Genomic DNA, 23,735 nt, shown 5'->3' with positions numbered 1-23,735 from the left:
AAAAGCCGCGCTCTCTGGCGCGGCTTTTTTTGTATCAACCCATCAGAGCGGCGATCAGCTTTGGCCCCTTTGTGTTCATGGCCCGCTCAAAGGCCTCATCAAAAGCTTCGGCCGTCGACACCGCCTCGGCATGAACGCCCTGCGCAGACGCAATCGCGACCCAATCGATTTCAGGCGTCCCGAGATTCAGCATGCTTTGTGCAGCTGGTCCCGGATTACCCGCCCCGGTTCTCTGAAGCTCGATATTCAGAATGCGATAGGAATGGTTCACGAACACGATGGTTGTGACATCGAGGTTTTCCCGCGCCATCGTCCACAGCGACTGGACCGTGTACATGCCTGCACCATCACCTGTCAGACAGATCGTCTTCGCATCAGGTTTTGCTACGGATGCGCCAATCGCCAGCGGCATGCCCTGACCAATTGCACCACCGGTCAGCATCATCAGCTCATGAGGCTCCGCTCCCATCGTGGCAAGGAACACCGGAAGACTTGCTGTCACGCCATCATCCGAGATCAAGCCGCCTGACGGCATGTGGCGATTGATTGACTGACCAACAGTCTTTGGCGTCACAGGTCCATCAGGACAATCCGGCGCCTTGCGTTCCATCACCGGCGCAGATCCTTTGGCTCCCAGTTTGTCCGCCAGCAATCTTAGCGTTTCGGCGCTGTCGCTTTCCGGACCGCCCATCAGGAACAACTCACACCCCTCAGGCACAAGAACACTCGGCTTGTCCGGATAGGCAAAAAACGCCACCGGCATCTGCGTGCCTGCGACGAGCATCAGATCCGCACCGTCCAGATCGGCCATGGCGCCTTCTGCAAAATACTGCATTCGGGCGGGTGCAAACCGTCCCGCTCCGCGCGCTTGCTTCCAGATGAAGGTGTCGGTCATGACGCGAACGCCTGCCGCTTCGAGACGTGCTGCCTGCGATAGTCCCGCCTCTGACAATGCCGTCCCACTGATCAGAATCATCGGCTTTTCTGCCGACGTCACTTTCTGAGCCGCTTCTGCAACGATATCTTCGCTCGCAGGCTGTTTCGTGGGCAAGGGTCGCTGGTCACCTTTCTGAGCGCCCTCATTCCAGGCGCTGTCTGCTGGCAGGATCAGGCTGATGGGGCCGCCCTTTCCGGACTGACTTGCCCGAAAGGCTTCTTCCGCGAGCGTGCCTGCCTTCGACACATCATCGACAGACTTCACCCAGATTGAGTTCGGACCGACGAGGCCAAGGATGTTGGACGTGAGAGGCGCGTCGTAACGAACGTGATAGGTCGCATGATCACCGATCACATTGATCATCGGCGTGTGTGCACGCTTGGCGTTATGGATGTTGGCGCCGCCATTCATATAGCCCGCCCCAAGGTGCAAAAGCGTCATGGCCGGAACTCCCGACACACGAGCGTAACCATCCGCCGCACCGGTCGCGACGCCTTCGAACAGACAAAGCACAGAGCGGACGCGCGGCTCATTATCAAGCGCTGTCACGAGATGCATTTCGGAGGTGCCCGGATTGGCAAAACAGGCTTTTACGCCGCAATCGGCGAGTGTTTGAACAAGCGCATCTGCGCCAGTCATGACGGTTTCAGACATTGACCGCAGTCTCCTTCAGTCCTGCTTCGTGTTTAAATTTCGATGATGGCCGCATCAGGGGTGTCGGCATAAAGACGTGACACATCCCTGGCACGTAAATCGCGAGCCCTGGCCTGATTGATATACCCCTTTTCCGTGATCTCTCCGGCCTCTGGATCCGGCTGATCGAGCTGGATGAGGCAACGGCGGATTCGAGACGCTGGATTGGCGTGCTTCTCATTATAGCTCGCGAGACCCGTGCGGATCGCATCTCGCACACGCTCATCCTGCACCAGACCTTCCAATGGCAGATTTGAATTGATCAGACGCTGGCAGAACTTTTCGTTCAGAAAGGCGAGGATTCCGACATAATTTTCGTTCAAGCCACAGATGACCGCATCCGACATCGCGCCGTTCACCGCAGAGACCGCTGCAACCCGGACCGCGCCAGCCGAAACCCAGCTTCCATTTGCGAGTTTGAATTCTTCCGCGATACGCCCATCAAAAGCCAGACCGGATGCCGGTGATCCCGGCTCGACCATTCGAACCGCATCACCCAGTTTGTAAAAGCCTTCTTCATCGAAGGCTTCTTGCGTCTTTTCAGGATTGCGAAAGTAGCCGGGCGTGATGTTCGGGCCTTTGACACGGCACTCATATTTCTGCCCAACGGGCGCGAGTTTCATGGTGCACCCCGGCAGTGGCAGGCCGATCAATCCCATGACGGAGTTTGGCCAATGCACATTCGCCGTTGTTGGCGCAGTCTCCGTCGAACCATAACCCGCAGACAGGGAAATCCGTTCACCTGTCGTCGCGATGGCGACTTTCTGGATCCGCTCATACAGGTCCTGCCCCATGGCGGCGCCGCCATACGCCATCACGAACAGACGCTGAAAGAAGGTCTTCGCGAGATCTGGGTCATTTTCGATCTCAGTCGCAATGGCAGCCCAGGCCGCTGGAACGGTTGTGTGCTGCGTTGGTGAAATCTCTTTCAGATTCCTGATCATTTCCGGCAATCGGGCCGGTGTCGGAGCGCCCCAATCGATGTAGAGCGTACCGCCCCAATCGGTCATTGAGTGCAAGATGGAATTTGCGCCATAGGTGTGGCTCCAGGGCAGGAAATTGACCATCACCTGCGGGCCTTGCGACAGTTCTTCAAGCCTGTCGACGTCCCAGATCGAGCGGATCATTTTCACCATGGATGATATCATGCCATGCGTGTTGATCACCGCCTTTGGCTCTCCGGTCGAACCTGACGTCAGCATGAATTTCGCAATGGTTTCCGGCCCCAGACGATCATAGGCAAGGTCGACGCGGTAGTCAGGATCCTGTTCCAATGCCCCAAGCGATACACTCGACGAAACGTCTGGCTTGTTCCGATTGAAAATGACGGTCCGGCCGCCAATCTTCATGCCGTCCAGTCCGCGCTGGTACTCCTGCCCATCGTCCACATAGACAAGCTTTGGCTGGATCAACGCATCAATATAGTTCAGCCGCTGAAAATCCTCGCTCAGCAAAGCATAAGCAGGCGTGACCGGCACGACCGGACTACCAGCCCACATGGCGGCGTATTTGACCAAAGCGTGTTCGATGGAATTGCGAGACAGAATCATCAGCGGCGCATCAGGACCGGCCCCGAGCCCCAACAATCCCTGGGCTAGTCGCCTGATACGCTTCAACGCTTCGCCGTATGTGAGTTCCTGCCAGCCATCCGCATTCTCACGGCGCTGGGCCAGCCAAATTCTGTCAGGCGCGGTTCCAGCCCAGTAAACGATAGGCGCCAGCATATGCGGCGCGGCAGGACGCAAAGGCTGGCCATTCTGCAGAATGATTGCCCCATCATCGCGCTCTTCCACTTTCAGCATTTGGCGCAGGTACGGGACCTCACGAAACGGGATTTCTTCGCCAGTTTGCTGTTCAATCGAGCCGGTTACCATGTTCACTCCCCGACGCCTGTCTTGCAGACGTTCATTATTTTGGTTCTGTATAGGGTGAGCATAGGGGGTTGAGGGAATTGGTACAATCGAAACGGATCAGCTTGATTGCGATTCTTGCCCTTGCGTCAGCTTGCTCTGCTGGTGCACCGGAAAACCTCTGCGAAGGAAATGACCGCTGCCTGACGGGATCGCCGAGAGTGGTGAGACCAGTCGATGGCGATACGTTTGAAGTTGATCGCTATCGTGTGCGACTGATCGGCTGGGATAGCCCTGAAACCGATCCGCATGCCGGCTGTCAGGCGGAACATGATCTCGGCGTGCGGGTTGTCGATGAAGTCCGCAATCTGTTTCAGCAAGCCGACCAGGTTCAGGTGCTTATCAGAGGCCGGGACCAATATGGTCGCGCGCGCGCTCACATATATCTTGACGGAGAGCATGTGGGCTATTTGCTGTCACGCAAAGGCCTCGCCAAAGCCTGGAATGAAGATCGCGGTGATGCCCAACCCAACTGGTGCAATTAGCCGCCCTAACCGTGCGGCGCCCCATCATGCGGCAGTTTCACGATCTCTCCGCAGTGTTTGCAGTGAACAGCGTCTGGCTCATGTCGCATCAGACCGCAACGTTCACATTCAGCTTTCACTTTGGATGGCCGGACGAGCGCCTGAACGAGGCGCAGAAACAGCGATATTCCAAGCACCATGATGAACATGGAGAGAATCTTGCCGAAGGCGCCCTCGAGCACGAGATCCCCATAGCCTGTGGTCGTCAGGCTCGCGATCGTGAAATACATGGCATCCAGATAGGTATCGATGCCGTTGTCCTTGGTGACTTGCGATGAATAGACCAGCGCGGTCATGATCAGAATGAACACGGCGAGATTGACCACACGGTCGATCACCTCTGCATTCTGACGCAGATAGGACGAAATATTCTTCATGCGCCGCAGGAAGGTGAAAGCTCTCACCAGTCGGATCGCGCGCAAGATCCGCAAGAATGCCAGATTGTTGAAGAACATTGGCAGGATGAGAGACACCAGCACGACAATGTCAGCCAAGTTCAGCGGGTTCAGCAGGAACCGGTATCGCGGCCGCGCAATCCAAAGACGCGCGATAAAATCCAACGCGATGAAGAGCGCGATCGACAAGTCCAGAATGTAGTAAGACTGACTATGTTCCTGGAACGGAGCCCACAGGAAAAAGGCGACCGATGCGGCATCGAGTGCAAGCAAGGCCCACCTGAAAAGATATGGCCCCGTACCAAACCCCTCATAGAGCCAGAAAAGATAACGCTCTACCCCCTTGCGCTGCGCCATGCTCAGGCTGCTTCTGGCTGCAGGGTCTCAAGGAAACGAACCGGCTTGCCACCGCCCTTCTGAACAATCTCACCGTCGCGCATGACAAAGTTACCGCGGACAATCGTGCCAACCGGCCAACCGGTTGCCTGCATGTCGTGGAACGGCGTCCAGCCAGATTTGGTGGCAGACCAGTCATCAGTGATGGTTTCGGTGCGGTGCAGATCAACGATCGTGAAGTCGGCGTCATAGCCTTCCGCGATACGGCCTTTGCCGGAAATGCCGAAAATGCGTTGCGGACCTGCACTCGTCAGCTCGACAAAGCGTTGCAGAGAGAGATGTCCATTGTTCACATGGGTGAGCATGACCGGGACCAGCGTCTGAACGCCTGGCATGCCCGACGGACTGGCCGGGTAAGGACGAGCTTTCTCTTCAAGAGTGTGCGGCGCGTGGTCTGAACCGAGCACATCGACAATACCGGCGTTGAGGGCACGCCAGAGCGCATCCACATGGTCCTGTTCGCGGATGGGCGGGTTCATCTGAGCGCGGCCCTTGAGAATTTCATAGGCGAATGGCGCGATCAGGGTCAGGTGCTGAGGTGTTACTTCGACACTGGCGACATCCTTTGCTTTCGCAAGGATTTCCATTTCCTGTTCGGTTGTAATGTGAAGCACATGGATGCGCTTACCTGTTTTGCGCGCCAGACGGATCAGACGCTCCGTCGATTGGATAGCGGCCTGCGGGTCACGCACGACCGGGTGGCTTGTCCAGTCACCTTCCACCGCGAGATGGCGCCGGTCAGCGAGGCGATACTCGTCTTCAGAGTGAAACGCCGCGCGACGCTTGATGGATTTCAGAACCGCTTCGACGCCTTCATCATCCTGCACCAGCAGATCACCCGTCGAAGCTCCCATGAAGACCTTGATGCCGCAACACCCCGGCATAGACTCCATCTCTGCCAGAAGGTGTGTGTTGTCATGTGTGGCGCCCGCGTAGAAAGCGTGATCGACATCCATACGGCCTGCGGCGCGGTTTAGCTTGTCCTGCAGCATTTCCGGCGTGATCGTCGAAGGATTGGTGTTCGGCATTTCGAACACGCATGTCACACCGCCAAGAGCAGCAGACCGTGCACCCGTTTCAAGGTCTTCCTTGTACTCCAGACCCGGCTCTCGAAAGTGCACCTGGCTGTCGATGACGCCAGGCAGAATATGCAGCCCCTTTGCATTGTAGGATTCGCCGATCTGATCGTGCGTGATCGAACCGATATGTACGATCTTACCGTCCTTCACCCCGATATCCGTTTGGGTCGTTCCGCCGGGTGTGACGACAAAACCATTCTTGAGGACGAGGTCATACATTTCGCAGTCTCCGAATCTTCTGCAAAGCGGGTAAATGAGACAGATTGAGACTTGCCCTGAACGCGTGACAGGATCAATCCCCCCGGCTGGAACGATCTGCCATATGAATTTGCAGAATCGCACCTATCTTGGAGCCATGATGACAGAAACACTTCCGCTCTCTCACCGCTCCGTTGCACGTATCACTGGCTCTGAAACCATCAGCTTTCTGAACCGGATTGTCACTTGTCGACTGGATGATCTGGCCGTTGGAGAGGCACGTTTCGGCGCTCTACTGACGCCGCAGGGGAAAATCCTCTCTGACCTGTATTTCTTGCGCACAGAAGACGCGCTTTGGATGGATGCGCCGGAAAGCGTGGCAGCAGACACCTTCAAGCGATTGACCATGCTGAAGCTGCGCGCCGATGTGCAGATCGAGGCCATGACGGATCTTGGCGTCTTTCTCGTGCCGAAGAGCGCTGGTCCCGAAAGCCTGAATGCGCCGCAAGCAAGTTCGCCCGACCCAAGGCTGGGGGCTGAATTCCTGAGGGTGATCGCTGAACGCTCAGACGCAGCCGCACCAACGCAGGAAGCAGCCTATGCTGAACTGCGTATCGAACGCGTCCTGCCGGAATGTGGTCTGGACTATGGTCCAAGCGACGTCTTCCCAAGCGATGTAAATCTCGATGTCACGCATGGTGTCGATTTCAAGAAGGGCTGCTTCATCGGCCAGGAAGTTGCCAGCCGCATGAAGCGAAAAACCGAAGTTCGCAAACGCACCTGCAAGATCGCCTCGGATCATCCGTTCTCGACCGACCTCACAGAGATCAAGGCAGGCGAATCCACCGTCGGCTCCATCCTCACATGGAACGGGCAACATGGACTGGCGCTGGTGCGAATGGATCGGCTTGCCACGGCTGCAGAACGGGGTGATGATCCAACTCTGGATGGTATGCAGATTTCCTGCACCCTTCCCGACTACGTTCCCAATTGAATCAAAAGGCCTGAAAAATGTCAGCGGTTTCCGTTCTCCCCTGCGCCTGGGCGCCCGCTGACGATGCGGTTTATCGAGCCTATCATGACGAGGAATGGGGCGTTCCGGAGTATGATTCCCGCGCGCTCTGGGAGAAGCTACAGCTGGACGGGTTTCAGGCGGGTTTGTCGTGGCGGACAATCCTCTACAAGCGTGACAATTTTCGCGAAGAGTTCGAAAACTTTCAGCCCGAAAAGATTGCCCTCTGGACGGAAGATCGCATTGAGAAAGCGCTTCAGAACCCCGGAATCATTCGATCGAGATCAAAGATCAATGCGCTCGTCGGAAATGCCAAGGCCTATCTGGCTTTCGAGCAATCCGGTGAAAATTTTTCTGACTGGCTCTGGGCTTATGTGAATGGCAATCCCATCATCGGAAATCACGCCGTTTTTCAGGATGCACCAACCAAGACAGAAATCTCCGACCGCCTTTCGAAAGACCTGAAAAAGCGCGGCTTTAAATTCTGCGGCCCGACCATTGTCTACGCCTTCATGCAGGCCGTCGGTATGGTAAACGATCACGAACTGTCCTGCCCGCGCTTTCTGGAAGTCCAGCATCACACCAGATAGTTGAGTTTTTCATTCTGGCTCGACGAGGCTGGAAACTACCCCTAACTTGCAGAATCAAAGATATATGCACACAGGGATCGTAGTCGTGCCAACGCCAGTTATTTCCGCAACCGGATTGTGGACCCCTCCGAACAGCATCTCCAATGAAGAACTCGTCGAGAGCTTCAATGCGTGGTCGGACAAATGGAATTCTGAACATGCTGCCGAAATTGAATCTGGCAGTGTCGAACCGAAGCCGAAGTCATCTGTCGAATTCATCGAAAAAGCATCCGGCATCAAATCCCGCTATGTGATCGACAAGGAAGGCGTTCTGGACCCGGACATTATGTGCCCGCGTATTCCGGAACGGCCAAATGAGGAAATTTCGGTTCTCGCAGAAATGGCCGTGAAGGCTGCTAAACAAGCGCTCGAAACGGCTGGCCGTGACCCTTCCGAGGTTGGCGCCGTGCTTTGTGCGGCTTCGAACATGCAACGCGCATATCCGGCAATGGCTGTTGAGATTCAACAGGCGCTTGGCATTCCCGGCTTCGCCTTCGACATGAACGTCGCCTGCTCATCAGCGACATTTGGTATTCAGACGGCTGCAGATTTCGTTCGATCCGGTAGCGTCAAATCCGTCCTGATGGTGAACCCGGAAATCTGTTCCGGTCACCTCAACTTCCGTGATCGCGACAGTCACTTCATCTTCGGTGATGTGGCAACTGCAGTTCTGGTCGAAGATGTTGATATCGCGCCGGCTGACCACTGGAAAATCCTTGGAACGAGCCTGAAAACTCAGTTCTCCAACAATATCCGTAACAATTTTGGTTTTCTGAATCGTGCAGCTCCGGAAGGGATCGGCGCCGAAGACAAACTCTTTGTTCAGGAAGGCCGCAAAGTCTTCAAGGAAGTCGTTCCTATGGTCGCCACGATGATCCAGAGCGAGATGGACCGCCTCAACCTGGTGTCCGAAGACCTCAAGCGCCTCTGGCTTCATCAGGCCAATGCCAACATGAACCGTCTGATTGCCGCCAAAGTACTCGGCCACGAAGCAACACCGGAAGAGAGCCCAACCGTACTGGACACATATGCAAACACGTCCTCGGCGGGTTCAATCATCGCGTTCCACAAGAACAAGGATGACTTCACCGCCGGAGACAAAGGCCTGATCTGTTCGTTCGGGGCGGGCTATTCAGCCGGCACAGTATTCGTCGAACGCGTGGCAGCCTGATCGATCTCGATCAGATCGGATTGGTGGCGTTTCCTAAAGGTCAGAACGCCATCATCCAGCTTTCCGAAGCGCAGCGCGAACAAGTCCTTCGCGTAGTCCTGGTTCAGCTTCCACGGTTTGTCGCTCGCCTGCCGCGGAAATTTATCAATCGAGCGCTGCACATAACCTGACGAAAAATCGAGCCAGGGCTCCAGTTCAAGATCATCGCGCGACTGTTTCGGAACTGCAAAATCGGTTCCCGTGCGATCCATGTGTTTGAGTATGCGGCACATATACTCGCTGGAAAGATCTGCCTTCAGCGTCCAGCTGGCGTTTGTATAACCAAAGACTGCGGCAAGGTTCGGCACGTCCGAGTACATGATGCCCTTATAGTTCAACAGCGTATTCGGCTGGACCTGCTTTCCATCGACCTCGAGCGCAATCTTTCCCAGAAACACGAGATCAAGCCCGGTGGCAGTAACGATGATATCTGCATCCAGATGTTCACCTGATTTCAGTTGAATACCGCTTTCGTCAAAACGCTCAATCTGGTCCGTCACCACGCTGGATTTGCCTGATTTGATCGACTCGAACAGATCGGCATCCGGAACGAGGCAAACACGCTGATCCCAGGGATTGTAGGTCGGTGTAAAATGCTTTTCCACGTCATAGTCCGGCCCAAGATGCTCACGCACCATACCAACCATGCGTTCCTTCACTTTTTCCGGCCGCGACCGGGCAAGTTTGTAGAAGAAGCGTTGTACCAGCACATTCTTCCAGCGCGTGAGTGTATAAGCGAGCTTTGACGGGAGAAATTTGCGCAGATTGTTTGCGACGGTATCTGTCGCCGGTCGTGAAACGACATAGGTTGGCGAACGCTGCAACATGGTCACATGGCCCGCCTGTTTCGCCATTTCCGGCACGAGCGTTACAGCGGTTGCGCCGGACCCGATGATGACGACCTTCTTGCCTGAATATTCCAGGTTTTCCGGCCAGGCCTGCGGATGAATGACCTCGCCCTTGAAAGAAGCCTCCCCTTCAAAGTCCGGTTTATAGCCACCTTCATAATTATAATAGCCGGAGCACATCATCAGAAACTGGCAGGACTGCTCAACCAACTCGCCAGTTTGGGTGTTTCTGGCTGTCACATTCCATCGCGCGTCATCACTGCTCCACGATGCATTTATGACCTGATGATCATAGCGGATGTTTTGGCTGATTCCGTTCTCGTCTGCCGTTTCCTCGATATAGGCCCGTATGGATGGACCATCAGCAATTGCCTTTGCTGCCTCCCAGGGTTTGAAGGCATATCCAAGCGTATGCATGTCGGAATCAGACCGGATGCCGGGATAGCGAAACAAATCCCAGGTACCGCCCATTGCAGAGCGCCCTTCAAAAATACGATATGATTTTGACGGGCATTTCTGCTGCAGATGATAAGCTGCGCCAATGCCAGATAGCCCAGCTCCAACAATCAGAACATCAACATGTTCTGTCTCAATCGCTCTTTCCATGAAGAGCACCTCCCGCACGTGTATCGTTGTTATTTGCCGTAGCGTAACATCGATACACGCTTCGCGCTAGGAAGCTATCACCATATGATTGGAGAGGCTTAGATCAGGCCCGCCAGTGGAGAGCTCGGGTCAGCATACCGCTTTTTCGGCATCCGACCGGCCAGATAGGATTGACGTCCTGCGATCACCGCATGCTTCATCGCACTGGCCATAAGGACAGGGTCTTTTGCTTCAGCGATTGCTGTGTTCATCAGGACACCGTCACAGCCGAGCTCCATAGCGACTGCGGCATCCGATGCCGTGCCCACGCCCGCATCCACAATGACCGGCACACGCGTCTGCTCAACAATCAATCGGATGTTCACAGGGTTCATAATGCCCAGCCCCGACCCGATGAGCGAACCAAGCGGCATGATCGCACAGCAGCCCGCATCTTCGAGCTTTTTGGCGTAAACCGGATCATCCGAACAATACACCATGACCTGAAACCCCTCTTTGATGAGGAGTTCGGCGGCTCGAAGCGTTTCCGGCATATTTGGATAGAGCGTCTTCTGATCTGAAAGCACTTCGAGCTTTACCAGATCCCAGCCACCTGCCTCTCGCGCCAGACGCAAGGTGCGGATCGCATCTTCTGCTGTGAAGCAGCCCGCTGTGTTTGGGAGAAAGGTATAGTCCTTAGGCGACACATGGTCTGTCAGCCGAGGTTGAGACGCATCGGTCAGGTTCACTCGGCGAATTGCCACCGTGACCATGTCAACGCCCGCAGCAACGGCCGCTTCGGCGTTCTGCTCGTATGTTTTATACTTACCCGTGCCAATAATGAGGCGCGAATTGAAGGTGCGCCCTGCAATAACAAGCTGATCGGAATTTTGGACTGTGTCGAGGGCCATTAACCGCCTCCTACGAATTCGACGATCTCCAGGGAATCACCTTCCTGCAGAAGGGTGTCGCCATGGAGTGATTTTGGCACAATTTCCAGATTGCGCTCGACTGCAACCCCTTTTGGGTTGAGTTCAAGCTCAGTTACCAGTTGGAGAACACTCATTCCCGGCTTGACCTCGCGCGCTTCGCCGTTCAGCCTAATTTTCACGTGTACCCGCCTTTCGAAACCTGTCATTCGTCTGGGCTTAAGAGATAAGTTTGTGATCGGACAAGACCAAAATGACCAGACGTGTTTTCTGCATAAATGGCCCCAATCTCAATCTGCTCGGCCAGCGCGAGCCCGAGATTTACGGACATCAGACGCTCGACGATATCGGAGCCCTGCTTCTTAAGGAAGCTCAGGTATTCGATATTGGTGTTGAAATGCTGCAATCCAACCATGAGGGCCAAATTGTTGACTGGCTTCAACAGGCGCGTACTGAAGCATCCGGCGTCATTCTGAATGCAGCCGCCTACACACACACCTCTGTCGCCATTCATGATGCGCTAAAGGCGCTCGACATCCCGGTGATTGAAGTGCATTTGTCCAACCCGGCAGCGCGTGATGCGTTCAGATCAGTGAATTATATCAGCCCCGTTGTGAAGGGCTCGATTGCAGGACTGGGATCGGTTGGGTATGTGCTTGCGCTGAAAGCCTTGGCGCAACTGATTCCTTCGACTTGAAAGGCAAATAACAATGGCAAAAGAAAATCAGGCTGTTGATCCAGGTCTCGTACGTGAGCTTGCAGCCATTCTCAGGGAGGCTGATCTCGGCGAAATCGAGGTCGAACACGGCGAACTGAAAATCCGCGTCAGCAAACCTGTCGCGCCTGTTCACGCTGCGCCTGCTCCGGTTGCTTACGCACCACCGCCTGCCGCGCCTGCGGCTCCGGCACCAAGCGCTCCAGCTGCTGCGGCTCCGGCATCTGACTCGGCGGTTTCTGCTGCGGCTGATGAATCCATCATCACCTCGCCAATGGTCGGCACCTTCTACCGTTCGCCATCACCAGACGCTTCACCGTTCATCGACAAAGGCTCGTCGGTCTCTGACGCATCCGTCGTCTGCATCATCGAAGCGATGAAAGTGATGAACGAAATCAAGGCTGAAGTCTCCGGCACAATTACCGAAATTCTGGTTCAGGACGCTGAAGCCGTTGAGTTCGGCCAGCCATTGTTCAAAGTGAAACGCGGATAAGGCAGGCCACTCATGTTCGACAAGGTTCTTATCGCCAATCGCGGCGAGATCGCGCTCCGTATTCACCGCGCCTGCAAGGAAATGGGCCTTTCGACCGTCGCTATTCACTCGACAGCCGACACAGATGCCATGCATGTGCGTCTGGCTGACGAAAGCGTCTGCATCGGCCCGCCATCAGCATCGGAAAGCTATCTGAAGTCTGCAGCCATCATGGCAGCGGCCGAAGTCACAGGCGCTGGCGCCATCCACCCTGGTTACGGCTTTCTGTCCGAGAATGCGCGCTTTGCGGAAATGGTGGCAGCACATGGACTGACCTTTATCGGTCCAAATGCAGACCATATTCGCCTCATGGGCGACAAGATCGCGGCGAAAGCGGCTATGATCGACGTTGGTGTGCCCGTGGTTCCCGGGTCGGATGGCGGCGTTGCAACAGCAGATGAAGCCCTCAAGATTGCTGGCGAAATGGGCTACCCCGTGCTCGTCAAAGCCGCATCCGGTGGCGGTGGCCGCGGCATGAAAGTCGCCCGCAATGCGGATGAAATGGCCAAAGCCTTCAACACCGCACGCACGGAAGCGAAAGCGGCGTTCGGCGATGATGCCGTCTACATTGAGAAATATCTCGAAAAGCCACGCCACATCGAAATCCAGGTCATTGCGGACAGTCATGGCAATGTTGTCCACCTTGGCGAGCGCGATTGCTCTTTGCAGCGTCGTCACCAGAAGGTCTTCGAAGAAGCGCCATCACCGACCATTACGCCTGCGCAGCGCGCTGAAATCGGTGACACGGTGGTCAAGGCAATCAAGAAGCTTGGCTATCTTGGTGTGGGTACAATCGAATTCCTGTACGAAAACGGCGAGTTCTACTTCATCGAAATGAACACCCGTCTGCAGGTCGAACACCCAGTCACGGAAATGATCACGCGGATCGACCTGGTGAAAGAGCAGATCCGCATCGCGCAGGGTTACGAGCTGTCTTTCAAACAGGAAGATGTGCCCTTCATTGGCCACGCGATTGAATGCCGCATCAATGCCGAGCACCCGGAAACCTTCATGCCGTCTCCCGGCCTGATACAGGAGTTTCATGCACCGGGCGGTCTGGGCGTGCGCCTCGATTCCGCAGCCTATGCCGGCTACAAGATCCCGCCGAACTATGACAGCCTCATCGGCAAGCTCATCGTACATGGCGTGGACCGTGAAGAATGTCTGTTGCGCCTGAAACGCGCCCTCGGTGAAATGGTGGTGTCTGGCATCGAAACCACACTTCCTTTGCATCAGCGACTGGTTGACGCCGAAGGTGTCAAATCTGGTGAATATGACATTCACTGGCTCGAACGCTTCCTTGCCAATTCGGAGTCATGAGGCCGGAGTTCGACGCTGAAGATCTGTTGAACTGCTACCGTCAGGGTATTTTTCCCATGGCGGAAGACAAAGACGATCCGGATCTGTTTCTGGTGGACCCCGAAATTCGCGGGGTCCTGCCACTGGAAGGATTTCACATTCCCCGGAAACTTCGGAAGGTGATCCGGTCCGAGCCGTTCGAGATTCGAACGGACACCGCATTCTCCCGCGTGATGGAGGCTTGCGCCGCATCCACAAAGGACCGGCCTTCAACCTGGATCAACTCCACCATTCTGAACCTCTACAGCGATTTGTATCGTCTGGGCTACGCACACTCCGTGGAATGCTGGCAGGAGAATAAACTGGTCGGTGGGCTTTACGGCGTAGCGGTCAATGGCGCCTTCTTTGGCGAAAGCATGTTCTCACGCGTGACGAACGCCTCGAAGGTCGCGCTTGTGTATCTGGTTGATCGATTGATTTACGGCGGATATCGCCTGCTGGACGCGCAATTCTACAATCCGCATCTGGAACAGTTCGGCATCATCGAAATGCCAAGACGTGACTTCCACCACCTGCTCTATCAGGCCCTCAGACGTCACGCCTCATTCGGCGCCTACGACTCGCTGTCCTCAGAGGAAAGATCCGGCGCTTCCGTTGTGCAGCGGATCACCCAGACGTCATAGATCGGATGCTCCAGAGCATGGATGCCCGGCGATGACGCGAACATCCATCCATGAAAGACCCGCTTGTCCTTGTCGATATCTTCGGAAAGTTCGCTCGGGTCTGCAATCGAGAAGCCATAGTCCTCGATTTCCAGATACGCGACGGATTCAGGCGCTTCTGTTGGCGGCGACTGGTGACAGGCTCGAACAGTGACCCGAAGCCCGCCAAACAAGGCAGACGCGCCAGATGAAACCGTAAAGTCTGTTGAACGCCCGGTTATCTTGTCGAGACCTCGCAGAACAACAGCAGGCTGCTGTTCATAGTCGAATGCCGCGTCGTCTTCATCTTCATCGTCGGGTTCAGCTTCACGCTCAGGCGCGCCTTCTCCGGTGTAGTTTGGCGCGAAGAGCGGTCGAAGCCGGCTGTTGGCGCTGTTCTCTTCCTCGTCTTCCAGCATAGGCTGGCCATCCAGCTCGGGAGGCGCCTCTTCCGTCGGGACTTCCTGAGGAATCGGCTCTTCATATTGAGCCAGGGCCGGCAGACCAAACGCGCCGGCCAAGCCTGACACGACTGCAAAAACGCTTACACGAAGAGAACGACGCACAGATTTACTCACTCGAATCAGAACCGCTTCCCTGCCCGCCTGCAAAGCTTGCAAACAGTGTCAGAATATCGACGCTACCGCGGGTGTAGATAATCTCGCCGGAACCGTCCTGAGGAATCGTCTCAAAACCGCCGCCTGGTTCGATTGAAATAAACGCACCGCCAAGCAAGCCATCAGAGGTCACCTTGGCATCGGCATCGTCACGCAGTTCGACATCATCGCGGACAGACAGCGTCAGCACAGCTTCGGCGCGCTCAGGATCGATGCTGACATTCGTCACGCGACCCACTTTAACGCCGGCCATGCGAACGTCCGTGCCGCTATCCACGCCAACAACAGAATTGAAGCGGGCCGTAACACTGTAAGTCCCGGACTGACCACTTGATTCGGTCGTGCTCATCGCGAAAGCAAGGAATGCGCCTGCTGCGACGATCACAACAAGGCCAAGAATGGTTTCAAATACTGAGTTACGCATCCGGTGACCAGGCCTCATAGTCGCTGTCCGCTTCGCGGCGCTGCCCACCATTCACCAGACTGCCCTTCGGACGATACGCATAAATCGTACCTGTCAGGTTTGGCGTATGGTCTGTTTCAAAGGATTTTCGGGCCAGAGGCGCTTTGGTCGGCGGCTCATCATAAGTGTAGTGCAGCCAGCCATGCCAGTCCGCTGGCACCTTGGAAGGTTCCGCGAGCCCTTTATACAGGACATAGCGGCGATGACGGCCTTCATAACTCGGTTTTCTGTCTTCGAAATAACGATTGCCGTAATCGTCTTCGCCGATGAAATCTGAACGGCGCTTGACGTCAAACAGTGTGTTCACGGTCCAGCCGCTCCACCAGGTGAAAATCTTGTCCAACACGCGAGTCTGTATCCCTTTGCAATGTGGCGCGAATATGATCGGAACTAGGCTTAAGGTCTAGACTCTCTTTTGTCACGTTGTCGGTGATCTACTGTGATAATTTCGCATTTTTCTTGGATCTTTGAGCGGTTTGCTATTGGCATTTCAAACCGACCTCTGCTATCGACGCTCTTTCCGGAGAGGTGGCCGAGTGGCTGAAGGCGCTCCCCTGCTAAGGGAGTATACGTTAACGCGTATCGAGGGTTCGAATCCCTTCCTCTCCGCCAGAATTCTTCAGCAACGCATTGTTATATATAATGATTATGCGTTGCCGACAGGTCGCATCCCACATTTCATCCCACAATAGGAACACATTAGTCGGTGGATATAGCTGCCAACCAAGGCAACGCGACTTGAGAAACAACGAAGGTATCGCCGTTGTTTTCTTGCTTCCAGACCACTGCGAGGACGGTTTCGCATTCCCCCGGCATTACGATGATTCGCGGTTCTTCACGGAAATCGCCCTCCCACACCGTTTTCTCTGATGCAAAGTCCAGGGATCGTTGGAGAAATTCATTGAACGCCCGAACACTTTCGGCACCCTGAGTTACAGAGTCCGCATCCTTCATCAGCAAGCCACGATACTCTTCAGCAGTCGGCATCGTCTGCCATCCGAAATCTAGTGGCACTATTGAGTAGGCGTAGAGCGGTTTCGTGGCTGTCATTTCCATTCCCATATATTTGACAGAGGGACCCAAAGCCCCCCCTAGCGTTCGAAAAGAAGGCCCTGCACCTGGTGTGAGATATACAGGACCGATTTTTTGAGGACCTATGCCTCGTTCTTCTGAAGCTCTTCGTAGAGGTTACCGGGTCCGAGGAGAATTTCCTTCAGTTCGTCTTGAATGCGCTGTGACGACAGAGCTTGACTACTCATAGTCTGGTGTGCGTCCAGCGCCTCTATGATTGCATCCATCAGGGCTCGGTTCAGAGTGGGCGATGAGGCAAACTGTGTCTTGGAATTGTTGCGAGCCTGCGTCCGCAGTTCTTCTGACTCAAGCAGTTTCCCCTTGATCACGTCATTCACGTAAACGAGCTGGTCGCCTTCTGTGAGGTCGCCTTCGAACAGGTCGTTCACCCGATTCAGGATTTCGCTCAGCAGCGCCTTCTGCTTGTCCTGTACGGCACCGCTGCCTGTCTCGCCGAGTGGCTTCAGACCGCCTGCTTCGCCATCACCTAGAGGCAGTGCGCCTTCACCGAGATTGCGAAGCCGGTGGTGTGTCAGCTTCAGCTGTGACGTGTCCAGTTTCTCGCGTTCCCGTCCGAACTCCAGAAGCCTGACTAGGCACTTGTAGAAGAGGAAGCGTTTCTCGATCTCGGTGCTGCCGTAGTCAAAAATCTGAGACAGAAACGTGTAGGCGCGAATGAAGGCCTGCACGTCTGACTTGAACAGCCATAGAGCGTCCATCTCGTCCTTGGCTGCCGTGTCTTCTTCATTGCGCTCTAAGGCGCTCGCGCGGCGCTTCTTCGCGTCATTGAACTTACGGACCAGTCGGTCAGCCACCGGGAAGATGGCGGCTGTTAGCTCGCCCTGTGTCGAACGAGGGTTGGTCAGGACCTTCACCACCCGATCCACTTCGAACGTGTCATAGTAGCCTTGCCCGTCCAGCTTGGCGCGCAGATCGAAAATGATGTTGGGGTCGCTGGTCGCTTCCAATGATGCCGTTTCATAATAGGTCTGGAACGCCTCCAGAACCGCGTCAGAGCTGTTCACGAAATCGAGGACATAGGTGGTGTCCTTTTTGATCCCGTCCTTCTCATAGGCCCTGTTGAGGCGTGAGAGCGTCTGCACAGCCTGAATGCCTGCAAGGCGGCGGTCGACATACATGGCGCACAGAAGCGGCTGGTCGAAGCCTGTCTGGTATTTGTTTGCGACAAGCAGGATATGGAACTCGTCAGTGCCAAAGGCTTCGGCAAGGTTCCGCCCGCGAAGGTTAGGGTTCATCAGGTCGCTTGGCTCTGTAAACGGTTCAGGCCCGCTCTCAGGGTCTTTCACTTCACCGGAGAAGGCAACGAGCGTACCGAGCCCATAACCCTTTTCGGCGATGTACTTGTCGATGGCGAGCTTCCAGCGAACGACTTCCTTACGGCTTGCCGTCACAACCATAGCCTTGGCGCGTCCTCCAAGCAGATGTTCGACGTTCTCACGGAAGTGTTCGACGACGATCTTCACCTTCTGAGAGATGTTGTAAGGGTGCAGGCGTATCCAGCCCATAATTCCCTTCATGGCCTCGTCGCGGTCAACTTCCTTCTCGTCATACTCCTTGCCGTCATGAGCAAGCTTAAAGGCGAGCTTGTAAGGCGTGTAATTCTTCAGAACGTCGAGGATGAAACCTTCTTCAATCGCCTGCCGCATGGAATAGACGTGGAAGGCTTCAGGGAGGTTGTCCGGGCCCGCTGGTCGGCTCGGGTCCGGCAAGCGTCCGAACAGCTCCATTGTCTTCGCCTTGGGCGTAGCGGTGAAGGCGATATAGGTGATGCCGGTGTCGTCGGCCCGTGCTGCCATCTGCGCGGCGAGCAGCGTTTCACTATCGATCTCTCCACCGTCTGACAGGGCTTCAATCTCGTCGGCGGACAACAGCTCCTTCAGCTTGCCTGCGGCTTCGCCAGTCTGCGAGCTGTGCGCCTCATCCGCGATCACGGCAAAGGACTTGCCCTGCGTCGCGGCGAGTTCCCGTACCTGCTGCATGGCGAAGGGGAAGGTCTGAATGGTGCAGACAATGATCTTCTTGTCCGCCGCCAGCGCATCAGCCAATTGCCCGCTCTTGGAGCCCCGCTCATGCGAAATCGTCTCCACAACGCCCTTGGTGCGCTGAAACTGGAAAATCGCGTCCTGCAGCTGACCGTCGATCACACGGCGGTCTGAAACGACGATGACGGCGGAGAAGAGTTTGTTGTCGTTCGCGTCGTGCAGCTCAGAGAGGAAATGCGCGGACCAGGCAATCGAGTTCGTCTTGCCGGAGCCTGCTGAGTGCTGGATCAGGTATTTGCCGCCAACACCTTCTTCAACAATGGCTGACTGCAGTTTCCTAGTGACATCAAGCTGGTGAAAGCGCGGGAAGAAATTGGCAGTGATCCGCCCTTTTTCATCCTTCTTGCTGACCATGTACCGCCCGAGAATATCAAGCCAGCTATCACGCTGCAGCACCTCTTCCCAGAAATAGCTGGTGGGGTAGCCCATTGGCGGAATGGCGTTTCCTGCGCCGCCCTCACTGCCCTGATTGAAGGGCAGGAAGCGTGTGTCAGGCCCGGCAAGCTTGGTCGTCATTCGCACTTCACTATTGCTGACGGCAAAGTGGACGAGCGCGCCCGATGGGAATGACAAGAGCGGCTCCAGCCGTCCGCCCTTTACCCGTGGCAAACGGTCAAACCGGTATTGATCGACCGCATCTTCAATGGATTGGGTGAAGTCGGTCTTCAGCTCCAGCGTTGCCACGGGCACGCCGTTCAGGAAGAGGCCGAGATCAATGCAGAGTTCACTGTCCAGCGCATAGCGCAGCTGTCTGAGCACTCTTAGGCGGTTCGCGCCATACTTTGCCATCAGGTCAGGGTTCAGCCCCGATGTTGGCTTGAACTGAGCAAGCCGGATTTTGCCGCGTACGCCCAGCAGCTCGATGCCGTCCCGGATGACCTCCAGCGTGCCGCGCTCGTCGAGCGACTTGCGCAGCCGGTCGAGCAGCTGATTTTCTGCCGCCGCGCCATGTGTCTCGGTCAGCTGTTCCCATGCGGTGGGCTGGCTGTCCTTTACCCACTGGACGAGGTCAGGCGCGTAAAGCGCGCGTTCCCGGTCATAATCCTTGCTGGCCTGCGGTGTCGGGTCATACAGCCAGCCATGTGCCGCCAGATGCGCGCAAATCTCATCTTCGAGATTGTATTCCTCGTGAAGCCCGCGTGCTCTCATGCCGGTATCGCCTCGTCTTCTGGAAGTTCGACCTCGCTGCGCACATCAATCTTGCCGGTAACGGCTGCGGAGATCAGCGCAGCTCGGCGTTCTTTGAGTAGTGAGATTGACCAAGTACTCTCGTTCTCAAGTGCATCAAACTGGATTAGTTTGGCGTCTACGTCGCGAGCAATGGCAATTTGTTCGGTCTCAGGTGGAACCGCAATCGTGAAGGCTTTAAACTCGTCCTGAGACAGGTTTTGCATACTTGAACTTGTGCCCGCACAGGCTAACCGCACTTCAGTCCGATATGAAGCTGAGCGCGTCCATAAGTGAGCGAATTCAGGAACCAATCCATGAAATTCGACCTTCCATAGGCGGTCAGGCAAAAATACATTGTCGACTGTCAAGGTGGCTAAACCAGCCGCCCCGACAAGGTCTGGGGTGTTCATACGGCTTACGATCAAAGCGCCTGCCGTAACCGGGCAAGAAACGCGCTCATATTCTTCGGGTACGACCTTCTTGTTCTGAGTTACATCGAATGTTCCGGAATACACGCAGCTCGTCTTTAGCACTGCAATCTCGTCATTCGAAGCAGGTTCATCGGAGGAGTTAACGCTCGTTCCTGAACTGATAGACTGCACCCGGCGTCCGAGCCTCTGTACTTCCCAATGCGCGGGAATGTCGCCAAGCCATTCAATGCCTGAGGGTTTCATGGGCGCGTTCGAGTCTAGCCCTTTGGTGACGGCGTGAGAAATGACGGCCTGCCGTTTTTCGTTGAGCAGCCGGATAAGGTCTTCCTGCGACGCAATCAGCTCATCAATGTTCGCCGTCTCACGATCCAGAAAGCGGGCAATGGCTTTTTGTTCGCTCTGAGGAGGTAAAGGCAGATCAACTTGCACAAAATTGGAATACCGGAGCGCTTGTCCATCACGAACCAAGTTGGACGTGGATTGAAGCGCCTGAATGTAAGTTTTGCTCTTGAACAGGTATTTGTAGAAGCTCGGAAATGCCATTTCTGTGGGCTTAATGGCAACGTACGCCGAGCTGACGGAGCCGGTATTATCCGAATACTCAAGTCCGCCTTGGAAGCTGCGCATACTGATCACGAAGTCGCCCGCTTCCACGTGCTTCAGGATTTCGTGGTTGTTCACCACTTGCATGACCTTCATGCCTTCCAGCGCTTCATAATCTACCTGATAGATGACACCATACTTCTGAGAAGCGGTCATTTGCCGGTCGTCTGGACGAGCGCGCTCGTTTCGATGATCGAACAGGCGTTTGCTTCGCCATACTGACCAAGTGTGCGGTATATCGCCAAGCCAGTTCACCCCGGAAGGCTGCATCGTGGGATACGAGCGAAAACTCACGATCCCGCTCCTTCGCCTGCAACAGATCGGATCACGCGAGCGGCTGACCAAAGGTCAGTGATGAAAAAGCTGATCAGGTCCATATCCAGCTTGAATGAGCACGGGCCGAACAGGTCATGATTGGGCTTTGAGGTCGCGTAATTGGCAGCGAAATATTCCTTGTGCGGGATATCTGAGAGGTCGCGAAGTGGCACGCTCCGACGCTCGACGAACAAATTCACCTTGGACTTCAGATCAGGCTCCAGACCTAACAACGTGCCGTTGGCGGTGATGTAGCGCTCCATGTGCTTATTGTGGCCGTCTGCTGAAGGCTCCAGATTAGGGTGTGCGGCAATCATCGCCCTGATGGCTGCTTTAAGCTCGTCATTCGTCATGCGCTCAGCTCCTTCAACATGTTCTGAATGCGCGCGGTGACGGCGGAGAGGTCGCTGTCGATTTCCTCCAGCGGGCGCGGAGGCTCAAACACATAGAAATGCCGGTTGAACGGGATTTCATAACCGGTCTTTGTCTTGCTATCGTCGATCCAGGCATCCGGCACATGAGGCAGAACCTCACGCTTGAAATAGGTGTCAATGTCGTCAGTCAGCGGGACATTTTCAGTGTCGCGAAGGCTCGGGTCTGGCTTGGGCTTGCCTTTATCCTTGCCGCGTTCATTGCGCTCAATATTGCCGTGCTCGTCGGTAAGTGGGCGCTCTACCGTGATGGTCTGATAGCCAAAGGACTCGTTCGTGAAGATGCGTGAGAGCGGCGCAAGTTTGAGCTTGCCGCCCACTGGTGGCTCAGGCGCTTTCTCGGTGGCCGTTACAACATGGCGCGAGACTTCCTTGCCGTCTGCATCCAGAATAGTAGCAAGCTCAGCTTCATCGAAGCCACCGAACAGGCGTGTCAGGTCTTCGATGTGGGTCTCGTTCAGCTCTTTCCGTTTTGCGCCGAGTGACTTCACCGGCTTCTGCCAGAAGGACGAACCATCAATCAGTTGCACCTTGCCTTTGCGGTGGGCGGGCTTCCGGTTGGTCAGTACCCAGATATAGGTCGAAATGCCGGTGTTGAAGAACATGTCTGTCGGCAGCGCGATGATGGCTTCGACGAGGTCATTTTCCAGAAGGTGACGGCGGATTTCACTCTCTCCGCTGCCTGCCGCCCCTGTGAACATGGGGGAGCCATTAAGAACAATGCCAAAGCGGCAGCCGCCTTCTGTCTCGTGCCGCATTTTTGACAGCATATGCATGAGGAAGAGCAGCGAGCCATCCGACACACGCGGCAGGCCCGGACCAAAGCGACCATTGAAGCCTTTTTCCTTGTGCTCTTTCTGGACTTCCTTCTGCACCTTCTTCCAGTCAACGCCGAAAGGTGGGTTTGCCAGCATGTAGTCAAACGTCTTGCTCGGGTGGCCGTCATTGGACAGTGTGTTGCCGAAGGCGATGTTCGTGACGTCCTGCCCCTTGATCAGCATGTCTGCCTTACAGATGGCGTAGGATTCAGGGTTCAGTTCCTGCCCGCTCATGACCAGCTGAGCGGCCTTGTTGTGTTCGGCTAGGTATTCATCGGCGGTGGACAGCATGCCGCCCGTGCCCGCTGTTGGGTCATATATGGTGCGGATCACGCCGTCCTTGCTGAGCACGTCTTCATCCTCAACGAAGATCAGATTGACCATAAGGCGGATGACTTCGCGCGGCGTGAAGTGGTCGCCTGCGGTTTCGTTAGAGGCTTCGGCGAACTTCCGGATCAGTTCTTCGAAGATGTAGCCCATCTGCTGATTGGTGACGCTGGACGGGTGAAGGTTCACCTTGGCGAACTTCTCGGTGACGAGGAACAGAAGCTCTGACCGTTGCAGGCGATCTATCTGGTTCTCGAAGTCGAACTTCTCGAAGATGTCTGCGACTTCCGGCGAGAAGGCTTCGATATAGGCTGACAGGTTCGTGGCGAGGTTGCCGGGATCGTCCGTCAGCTTCTGCATGTCCATGATGGACTTGTTGTAGAAAGACTGCCGGGAGGCGCGTTTCAGGAAGGGTTCCGGGTTCAGGCCTGCTGCGGTGCGGGCTTCAAGTTCCTTGAGGATCGCGTCCTTCGTCGGTGCCAGAACGCAGTCAAGGCGGCGTAGAACGGTGAACGGCAGAATGACCTTGCCATAGTCTGCGGGTTTATAGTCCCCGCGCAGAAGTTCTGCCACAGACCAGATAAGCGCCGAAAGCGATTGTTGATTCACCCGTTTTCCCCGAACAGTTGCCCAATTGTGAAGCTATATCGATTAGGGAGATACGGTAAACCGGCTGTTAAGAATTCGAACAGGGAGGGGGCAAAAGGAGCCTGAGCTGTTGATCTGTATTGTCTTCATTGGATTCCTAAATCTTGAAAAAATAGATAACAACCGGGGCACCATCCCCTCAATCGAAAGGATGGAAGAAATGAAGCCAATGCAGAAAGGGCGGCA

The 23,735-nt window shown here is 55.4% G+C and carries 23 protein-coding genes and 1 tRNA gene; 9 read left to right on the top strand and 15 right to left on the bottom strand.

Annotated features, from left to right (window positions below; all coding sequences use genetic code 11):
- Positions 1 to 34: 34 nt before the first annotated feature.
- Positions 35 to 1,576, bottom strand: a complete 1,542-nt coding sequence (locus tag ACFQDM_RS17025; protein ID WP_377382486.1) for an acetolactate synthase large subunit — start codon at positions 1,574 to 1,576, stop codon at positions 35 to 37.
- 47 nt (positions 1,577 to 1,623) lie between these two features.
- Positions 1,624 to 3,504: a feruloyl-CoA synthase gene (locus tag ACFQDM_RS17020; protein WP_377381231.1), complete on the bottom strand. Its 1,881-nt coding sequence runs from the start codon at positions 3,502 to 3,504 to the stop codon at positions 1,624 to 1,626.
- Between the two features lie 197 nt (positions 3,505 to 3,701).
- Here ACFQDM_RS17020 and ACFQDM_RS17015 point away from each other — a divergent pair, with 197 nt between their 5' ends.
- Positions 3,702 to 4,025 carry a thermonuclease family protein gene (locus ACFQDM_RS17015; RefSeq protein WP_377381228.1) on the top strand — a complete coding sequence of 108 codons (324 nt, stop codon included), beginning with the start codon at positions 3,702 to 3,704 and terminating at the stop codon, positions 4,023 to 4,025.
- A 5-nt stretch (positions 4,026 to 4,030) separates the two neighbouring features.
- Here the strand turns inward: ACFQDM_RS17015 and ACFQDM_RS17010 are convergent, their stop codons facing one another.
- Positions 4,031 to 4,816 (bottom strand): potassium channel family protein, encoded by a 786-nt coding sequence (locus ACFQDM_RS17010; RefSeq protein WP_377381226.1) that lies wholly within the window; start codon positions 4,814 to 4,816, stop codon positions 4,031 to 4,033.
- Positions 4,817 to 4,818: 2 nt separating this feature from the next.
- Positions 4,819 to 6,153 carry a dihydroorotase gene (locus ACFQDM_RS17005; RefSeq protein ID WP_377381224.1) on the bottom strand — a complete coding sequence of 445 codons (1,335 nt, stop codon included), beginning with the start codon at positions 6,151 to 6,153 and terminating at the stop codon, positions 4,819 to 4,821.
- A 139-nt stretch (positions 6,154 to 6,292) separates the two neighbouring features.
- On the opposite strand from ACFQDM_RS17005, the gene ygfZ reads away from it, so the two are divergent.
- The 3 genes from ygfZ to ACFQDM_RS16990 all read left to right on the top strand — a co-directional run bounded on the left by ygfZ (position 6,293) and on the right by ACFQDM_RS16990 (position 8,944).
- Positions 6,293 to 7,126 carry a CAF17-like 4Fe-4S cluster assembly/insertion protein YgfZ gene (ygfZ, locus tag ACFQDM_RS17000; RefSeq protein ID WP_377381221.1) on the top strand — a complete coding sequence of 278 codons (834 nt, stop codon included), beginning with the start codon at positions 6,293 to 6,295 and terminating at the stop codon, positions 7,124 to 7,126.
- A gap of 17 nt (positions 7,127 to 7,143) precedes the next feature.
- On the top strand, positions 7,144 to 7,734 hold the full coding sequence (locus tag ACFQDM_RS16995) for a DNA-3-methyladenine glycosylase I (RefSeq protein WP_377381219.1): 591 nt from the start codon (positions 7,144 to 7,146) through the stop codon (positions 7,732 to 7,734).
- Positions 7,735 to 7,798: 64 nt separating this feature from the next.
- Complete coding sequence (locus tag ACFQDM_RS16990; RefSeq protein ID WP_377381217.1) at positions 7,799 to 8,944, top strand: beta-ketoacyl-ACP synthase III; 1,146 nt, start codon at positions 7,799 to 7,801, stop codon at positions 8,942 to 8,944.
- Here ACFQDM_RS16990 and ACFQDM_RS16985 read toward each other — a convergent pair.
- The 3 genes from ACFQDM_RS16985 to thiS all read right to left on the bottom strand — a co-directional run bounded on the left by ACFQDM_RS16985 (position 8,902) and on the right by thiS (position 11,482).
- The gene (locus ACFQDM_RS16985; RefSeq protein ID WP_377381215.1) at positions 8,902 to 10,437 is read right to left on the bottom strand and encodes a flavin-containing monooxygenase; all 1,536 of its coding nucleotides are present in this window, start codon (positions 10,435 to 10,437) and stop codon (positions 8,902 to 8,904) included. The two genes, ACFQDM_RS16990 and ACFQDM_RS16985, sit on opposite strands and share 43 nt — an antisense overlap.
- A 98-nt stretch (positions 10,438 to 10,535) precedes the next feature.
- A complete protein-coding gene (locus ACFQDM_RS16980; protein WP_377381212.1) occupies positions 10,536 to 11,327 on the bottom strand; it encodes a thiazole synthase in 792 nt (263 codons plus the stop codon).
- A complete protein-coding gene (gene thiS / locus ACFQDM_RS16975) occupies positions 11,327 to 11,482 on the bottom strand; it encodes a sulfur carrier protein ThiS (RefSeq protein ID WP_377381210.1) in 156 nt (51 codons plus the stop codon). The genes ACFQDM_RS16980 and thiS overlap by 1 nt, the downstream gene beginning before the upstream one ends.
- A 116-nt stretch (positions 11,483 to 11,598) precedes the next feature.
- On the opposite strand from thiS, the gene aroQ reads away from it, so the two are divergent.
- The 4 genes from aroQ to aat are packed head-to-tail and all read left to right on the top strand — an operon-like array spanning position 11,599 to position 14,574.
- Positions 11,599 to 12,042 carry a type II 3-dehydroquinate dehydratase gene (aroQ, locus tag ACFQDM_RS16970; RefSeq protein WP_377381208.1) on the top strand — a complete coding sequence of 148 codons (444 nt, stop codon included), beginning with the start codon at positions 11,599 to 11,601 and terminating at the stop codon, positions 12,040 to 12,042.
- Between the two features lie 13 nt (positions 12,043 to 12,055).
- The gene (gene accB / locus ACFQDM_RS16965) at positions 12,056 to 12,553 is read left to right on the top strand and encodes an acetyl-CoA carboxylase biotin carboxyl carrier protein (protein ID WP_377381206.1); all 498 of its coding nucleotides are present in this window, start codon (positions 12,056 to 12,058) and stop codon (positions 12,551 to 12,553) included.
- Between the two features lie 12 nt (positions 12,554 to 12,565).
- Positions 12,566 to 13,912 carry an acetyl-CoA carboxylase biotin carboxylase subunit gene (accC, locus tag ACFQDM_RS16960; RefSeq protein ID WP_377381204.1) on the top strand — a complete coding sequence of 449 codons (1,347 nt, stop codon included), beginning with the start codon at positions 12,566 to 12,568 and terminating at the stop codon, positions 13,910 to 13,912.
- Positions 13,909 to 14,574: a leucyl/phenylalanyl-tRNA--protein transferase gene (aat, locus tag ACFQDM_RS16955; RefSeq protein ID WP_377381202.1), complete on the top strand. Its 666-nt coding sequence runs from the start codon at positions 13,909 to 13,911 to the stop codon at positions 14,572 to 14,574. Before accC ends, aat begins: the two co-directional genes overlap by 4 nt.
- Here aat and ACFQDM_RS16950 read toward each other — a convergent pair.
- Genes ACFQDM_RS16950 through ACFQDM_RS16940 form a run of 3 tightly spaced genes read right to left on the bottom strand, consistent with a single transcriptional unit; the run spans position 14,505 to position 16,018 of the window.
- Positions 14,505 to 15,158: a DUF2155 domain-containing protein gene (locus tag ACFQDM_RS16950; RefSeq protein ID WP_377381201.1), complete on the bottom strand. Its 654-nt coding sequence runs from the start codon at positions 15,156 to 15,158 to the stop codon at positions 14,505 to 14,507. The two genes, aat and ACFQDM_RS16950, sit on opposite strands and share 70 nt — an antisense overlap.
- A gap of 4 nt (positions 15,159 to 15,162) precedes the next feature.
- Entirely contained in the window at positions 15,163 to 15,633 is a 471-nt protein-coding gene (locus ACFQDM_RS16945; RefSeq protein WP_377381199.1) for an MlaD family protein, read from the bottom strand.
- Positions 15,626 to 16,018, bottom strand: a complete 393-nt coding sequence (locus tag ACFQDM_RS16940; protein WP_377381197.1) for an NADH:ubiquinone oxidoreductase subunit NDUFA12 — start codon at positions 16,016 to 16,018, stop codon at positions 15,626 to 15,628. Before ACFQDM_RS16940 ends, ACFQDM_RS16945 begins: the two co-directional genes overlap by 8 nt.
- Positions 16,019 to 16,194: 176 nt before the next feature.
- Between ACFQDM_RS16940 and ACFQDM_RS16935 the strand changes: the two genes are divergently transcribed.
- A tRNA-Ser gene (locus ACFQDM_RS16935) sits at positions 16,195 to 16,284 on the top strand.
- A gap of 87 nt (positions 16,285 to 16,371) precedes the next feature.
- Here the strand turns inward: ACFQDM_RS16935 and ACFQDM_RS16930 are convergent.
- The 5 genes from ACFQDM_RS16930 to ACFQDM_RS16910 form a co-directional block, all read right to left on the bottom strand.
- On the bottom strand, positions 16,372 to 16,722 hold the full coding sequence (locus ACFQDM_RS16930; RefSeq protein ID WP_377381194.1) for a hypothetical protein: 351 nt from the start codon (positions 16,720 to 16,722) through the stop codon (positions 16,372 to 16,374).
- Positions 16,723 to 16,826: 104 nt separating this feature from the next.
- Positions 16,827 to 19,955 carry a type I restriction endonuclease subunit R gene (locus ACFQDM_RS16925; protein ID WP_377381191.1) on the bottom strand — a complete coding sequence of 1,043 codons (3,129 nt, stop codon included), beginning with the start codon at positions 19,953 to 19,955 and terminating at the stop codon, positions 16,827 to 16,829.
- Positions 19,952 to 21,166: a restriction endonuclease subunit S gene (locus ACFQDM_RS16920; protein WP_377381189.1), complete on the bottom strand. Its 1,215-nt coding sequence runs from the start codon at positions 21,164 to 21,166 to the stop codon at positions 19,952 to 19,954. Before ACFQDM_RS16920 ends, ACFQDM_RS16925 begins: the two co-directional genes overlap by 4 nt.
- Before the next feature lie 134 nt (positions 21,167 to 21,300).
- Positions 21,301 to 21,678: a hypothetical protein gene (locus ACFQDM_RS16915; RefSeq protein ID WP_377381187.1), complete on the bottom strand. Its 378-nt coding sequence runs from the start codon at positions 21,676 to 21,678 to the stop codon at positions 21,301 to 21,303.
- Positions 21,675 to 23,510 (bottom strand): type I restriction-modification system subunit M, encoded by a 1,836-nt coding sequence (locus tag ACFQDM_RS16910; RefSeq protein WP_377381184.1) that lies wholly within the window; start codon positions 23,508 to 23,510, stop codon positions 21,675 to 21,677. Before ACFQDM_RS16910 ends, ACFQDM_RS16915 begins: the two co-directional genes overlap by 4 nt.
- Positions 23,511 to 23,735 lie beyond the last annotated feature (225 nt).

It is taken from the genome of Ponticaulis profundi, assembly GCF_042659465.1.
In the GTDB taxonomy this organism is placed as follows: Bacteria; Pseudomonadota; Alphaproteobacteria; order Caulobacterales; family Hyphomonadaceae; genus Ponticaulis; species Ponticaulis profundi.
The sequence above is the reverse complement of the archived record's forward strand: the minus strand, read 5'-3'. Positions and strand labels throughout refer to the sequence as shown.

Coding starts and splice junctions, on each gene's coding strand:
- ACFQDM_RS16985 (WP_377381215.1), bottom strand. CDS start 10,437: ATGGAAAGAGCGATTGAGACAGAACATGTTGATGTTCTGATTGTTGGA.
- accB (WP_377381206.1), top strand. CDS start 12,056: ATGGCAAAAGAAAATCAGGCTGTTGATCCAGGTCTCGTACGTGAGCTT.
- ACFQDM_RS17020 (WP_377381231.1), bottom strand. CDS start 3,504: ATGGTAACCGGCTCGATTGAACAGCAAACTGGCGAAGAAATCCCGTTT.
- ACFQDM_RS17005 (WP_377381224.1), bottom strand. CDS start 6,153: ATGTATGACCTCGTCCTCAAGAATGGTTTTGTCGTCACACCCGGCGGA.
- aat (WP_377381202.1), top strand. CDS start 13,909: ATGAGGCCGGAGTTCGACGCTGAAGATCTGTTGAACTGCTACCGTCAG.
- ACFQDM_RS16920 (WP_377381189.1), bottom strand. CDS start 21,166: ATGACCGCTTCTCAGAAGTATGGTGTCATCTATCAGGTAGATTATGAA.
- ACFQDM_RS16980 (WP_377381212.1), bottom strand. CDS start 11,327: ATGGCCCTCGACACAGTCCAAAATTCCGATCAGCTTGTTATTGCAGGG.
- ACFQDM_RS17010 (WP_377381226.1), bottom strand. CDS start 4,816: ATGGCGCAGCGCAAGGGGGTAGAGCGTTATCTTTTCTGGCTCTATGAG.
- ACFQDM_RS17025 (WP_377382486.1), bottom strand. CDS start 1,576: ATGACTGGCGCAGATGCGCTTGTTCAAACACTCGCCGATTGCGGCGTA.
- aroQ (WP_377381208.1), top strand. CDS start 11,599: ATGACCAGACGTGTTTTCTGCATAAATGGCCCCAATCTCAATCTGCTC.
- accC (WP_377381204.1), top strand. CDS start 12,566: ATGTTCGACAAGGTTCTTATCGCCAATCGCGGCGAGATCGCGCTCCGT.
- thiS (WP_377381210.1), bottom strand. CDS start 11,482: ATGAGTGTTCTCCAACTGGTAACTGAGCTTGAACTCAACCCAAAAGGG.
- ygfZ (WP_377381221.1), top strand. CDS start 6,293: ATGACAGAAACACTTCCGCTCTCTCACCGCTCCGTTGCACGTATCACT.
- ACFQDM_RS16945 (WP_377381199.1), bottom strand. CDS start 15,633: ATGCGTAACTCAGTATTTGAAACCATTCTTGGCCTTGTTGTGATCGTC.
- ACFQDM_RS16990 (WP_377381217.1), top strand. CDS start 7,799: ATGCACACAGGGATCGTAGTCGTGCCAACGCCAGTTATTTCCGCAACC.
- ACFQDM_RS16930 (WP_377381194.1), bottom strand. CDS start 16,722: ATGACAGCCACGAAACCGCTCTACGCCTACTCAATAGTGCCACTAGAT.
- ACFQDM_RS16995 (WP_377381219.1), top strand. CDS start 7,144: ATGTCAGCGGTTTCCGTTCTCCCCTGCGCCTGGGCGCCCGCTGACGAT.
- ACFQDM_RS16915 (WP_377381187.1), bottom strand. CDS start 21,678: ATGACGAATGACGAGCTTAAAGCAGCCATCAGGGCGATGATTGCCGCA.
- ACFQDM_RS16925 (WP_377381191.1), bottom strand. CDS start 19,955: ATGAGAGCACGCGGGCTTCACGAGGAATACAATCTCGAAGATGAGATT.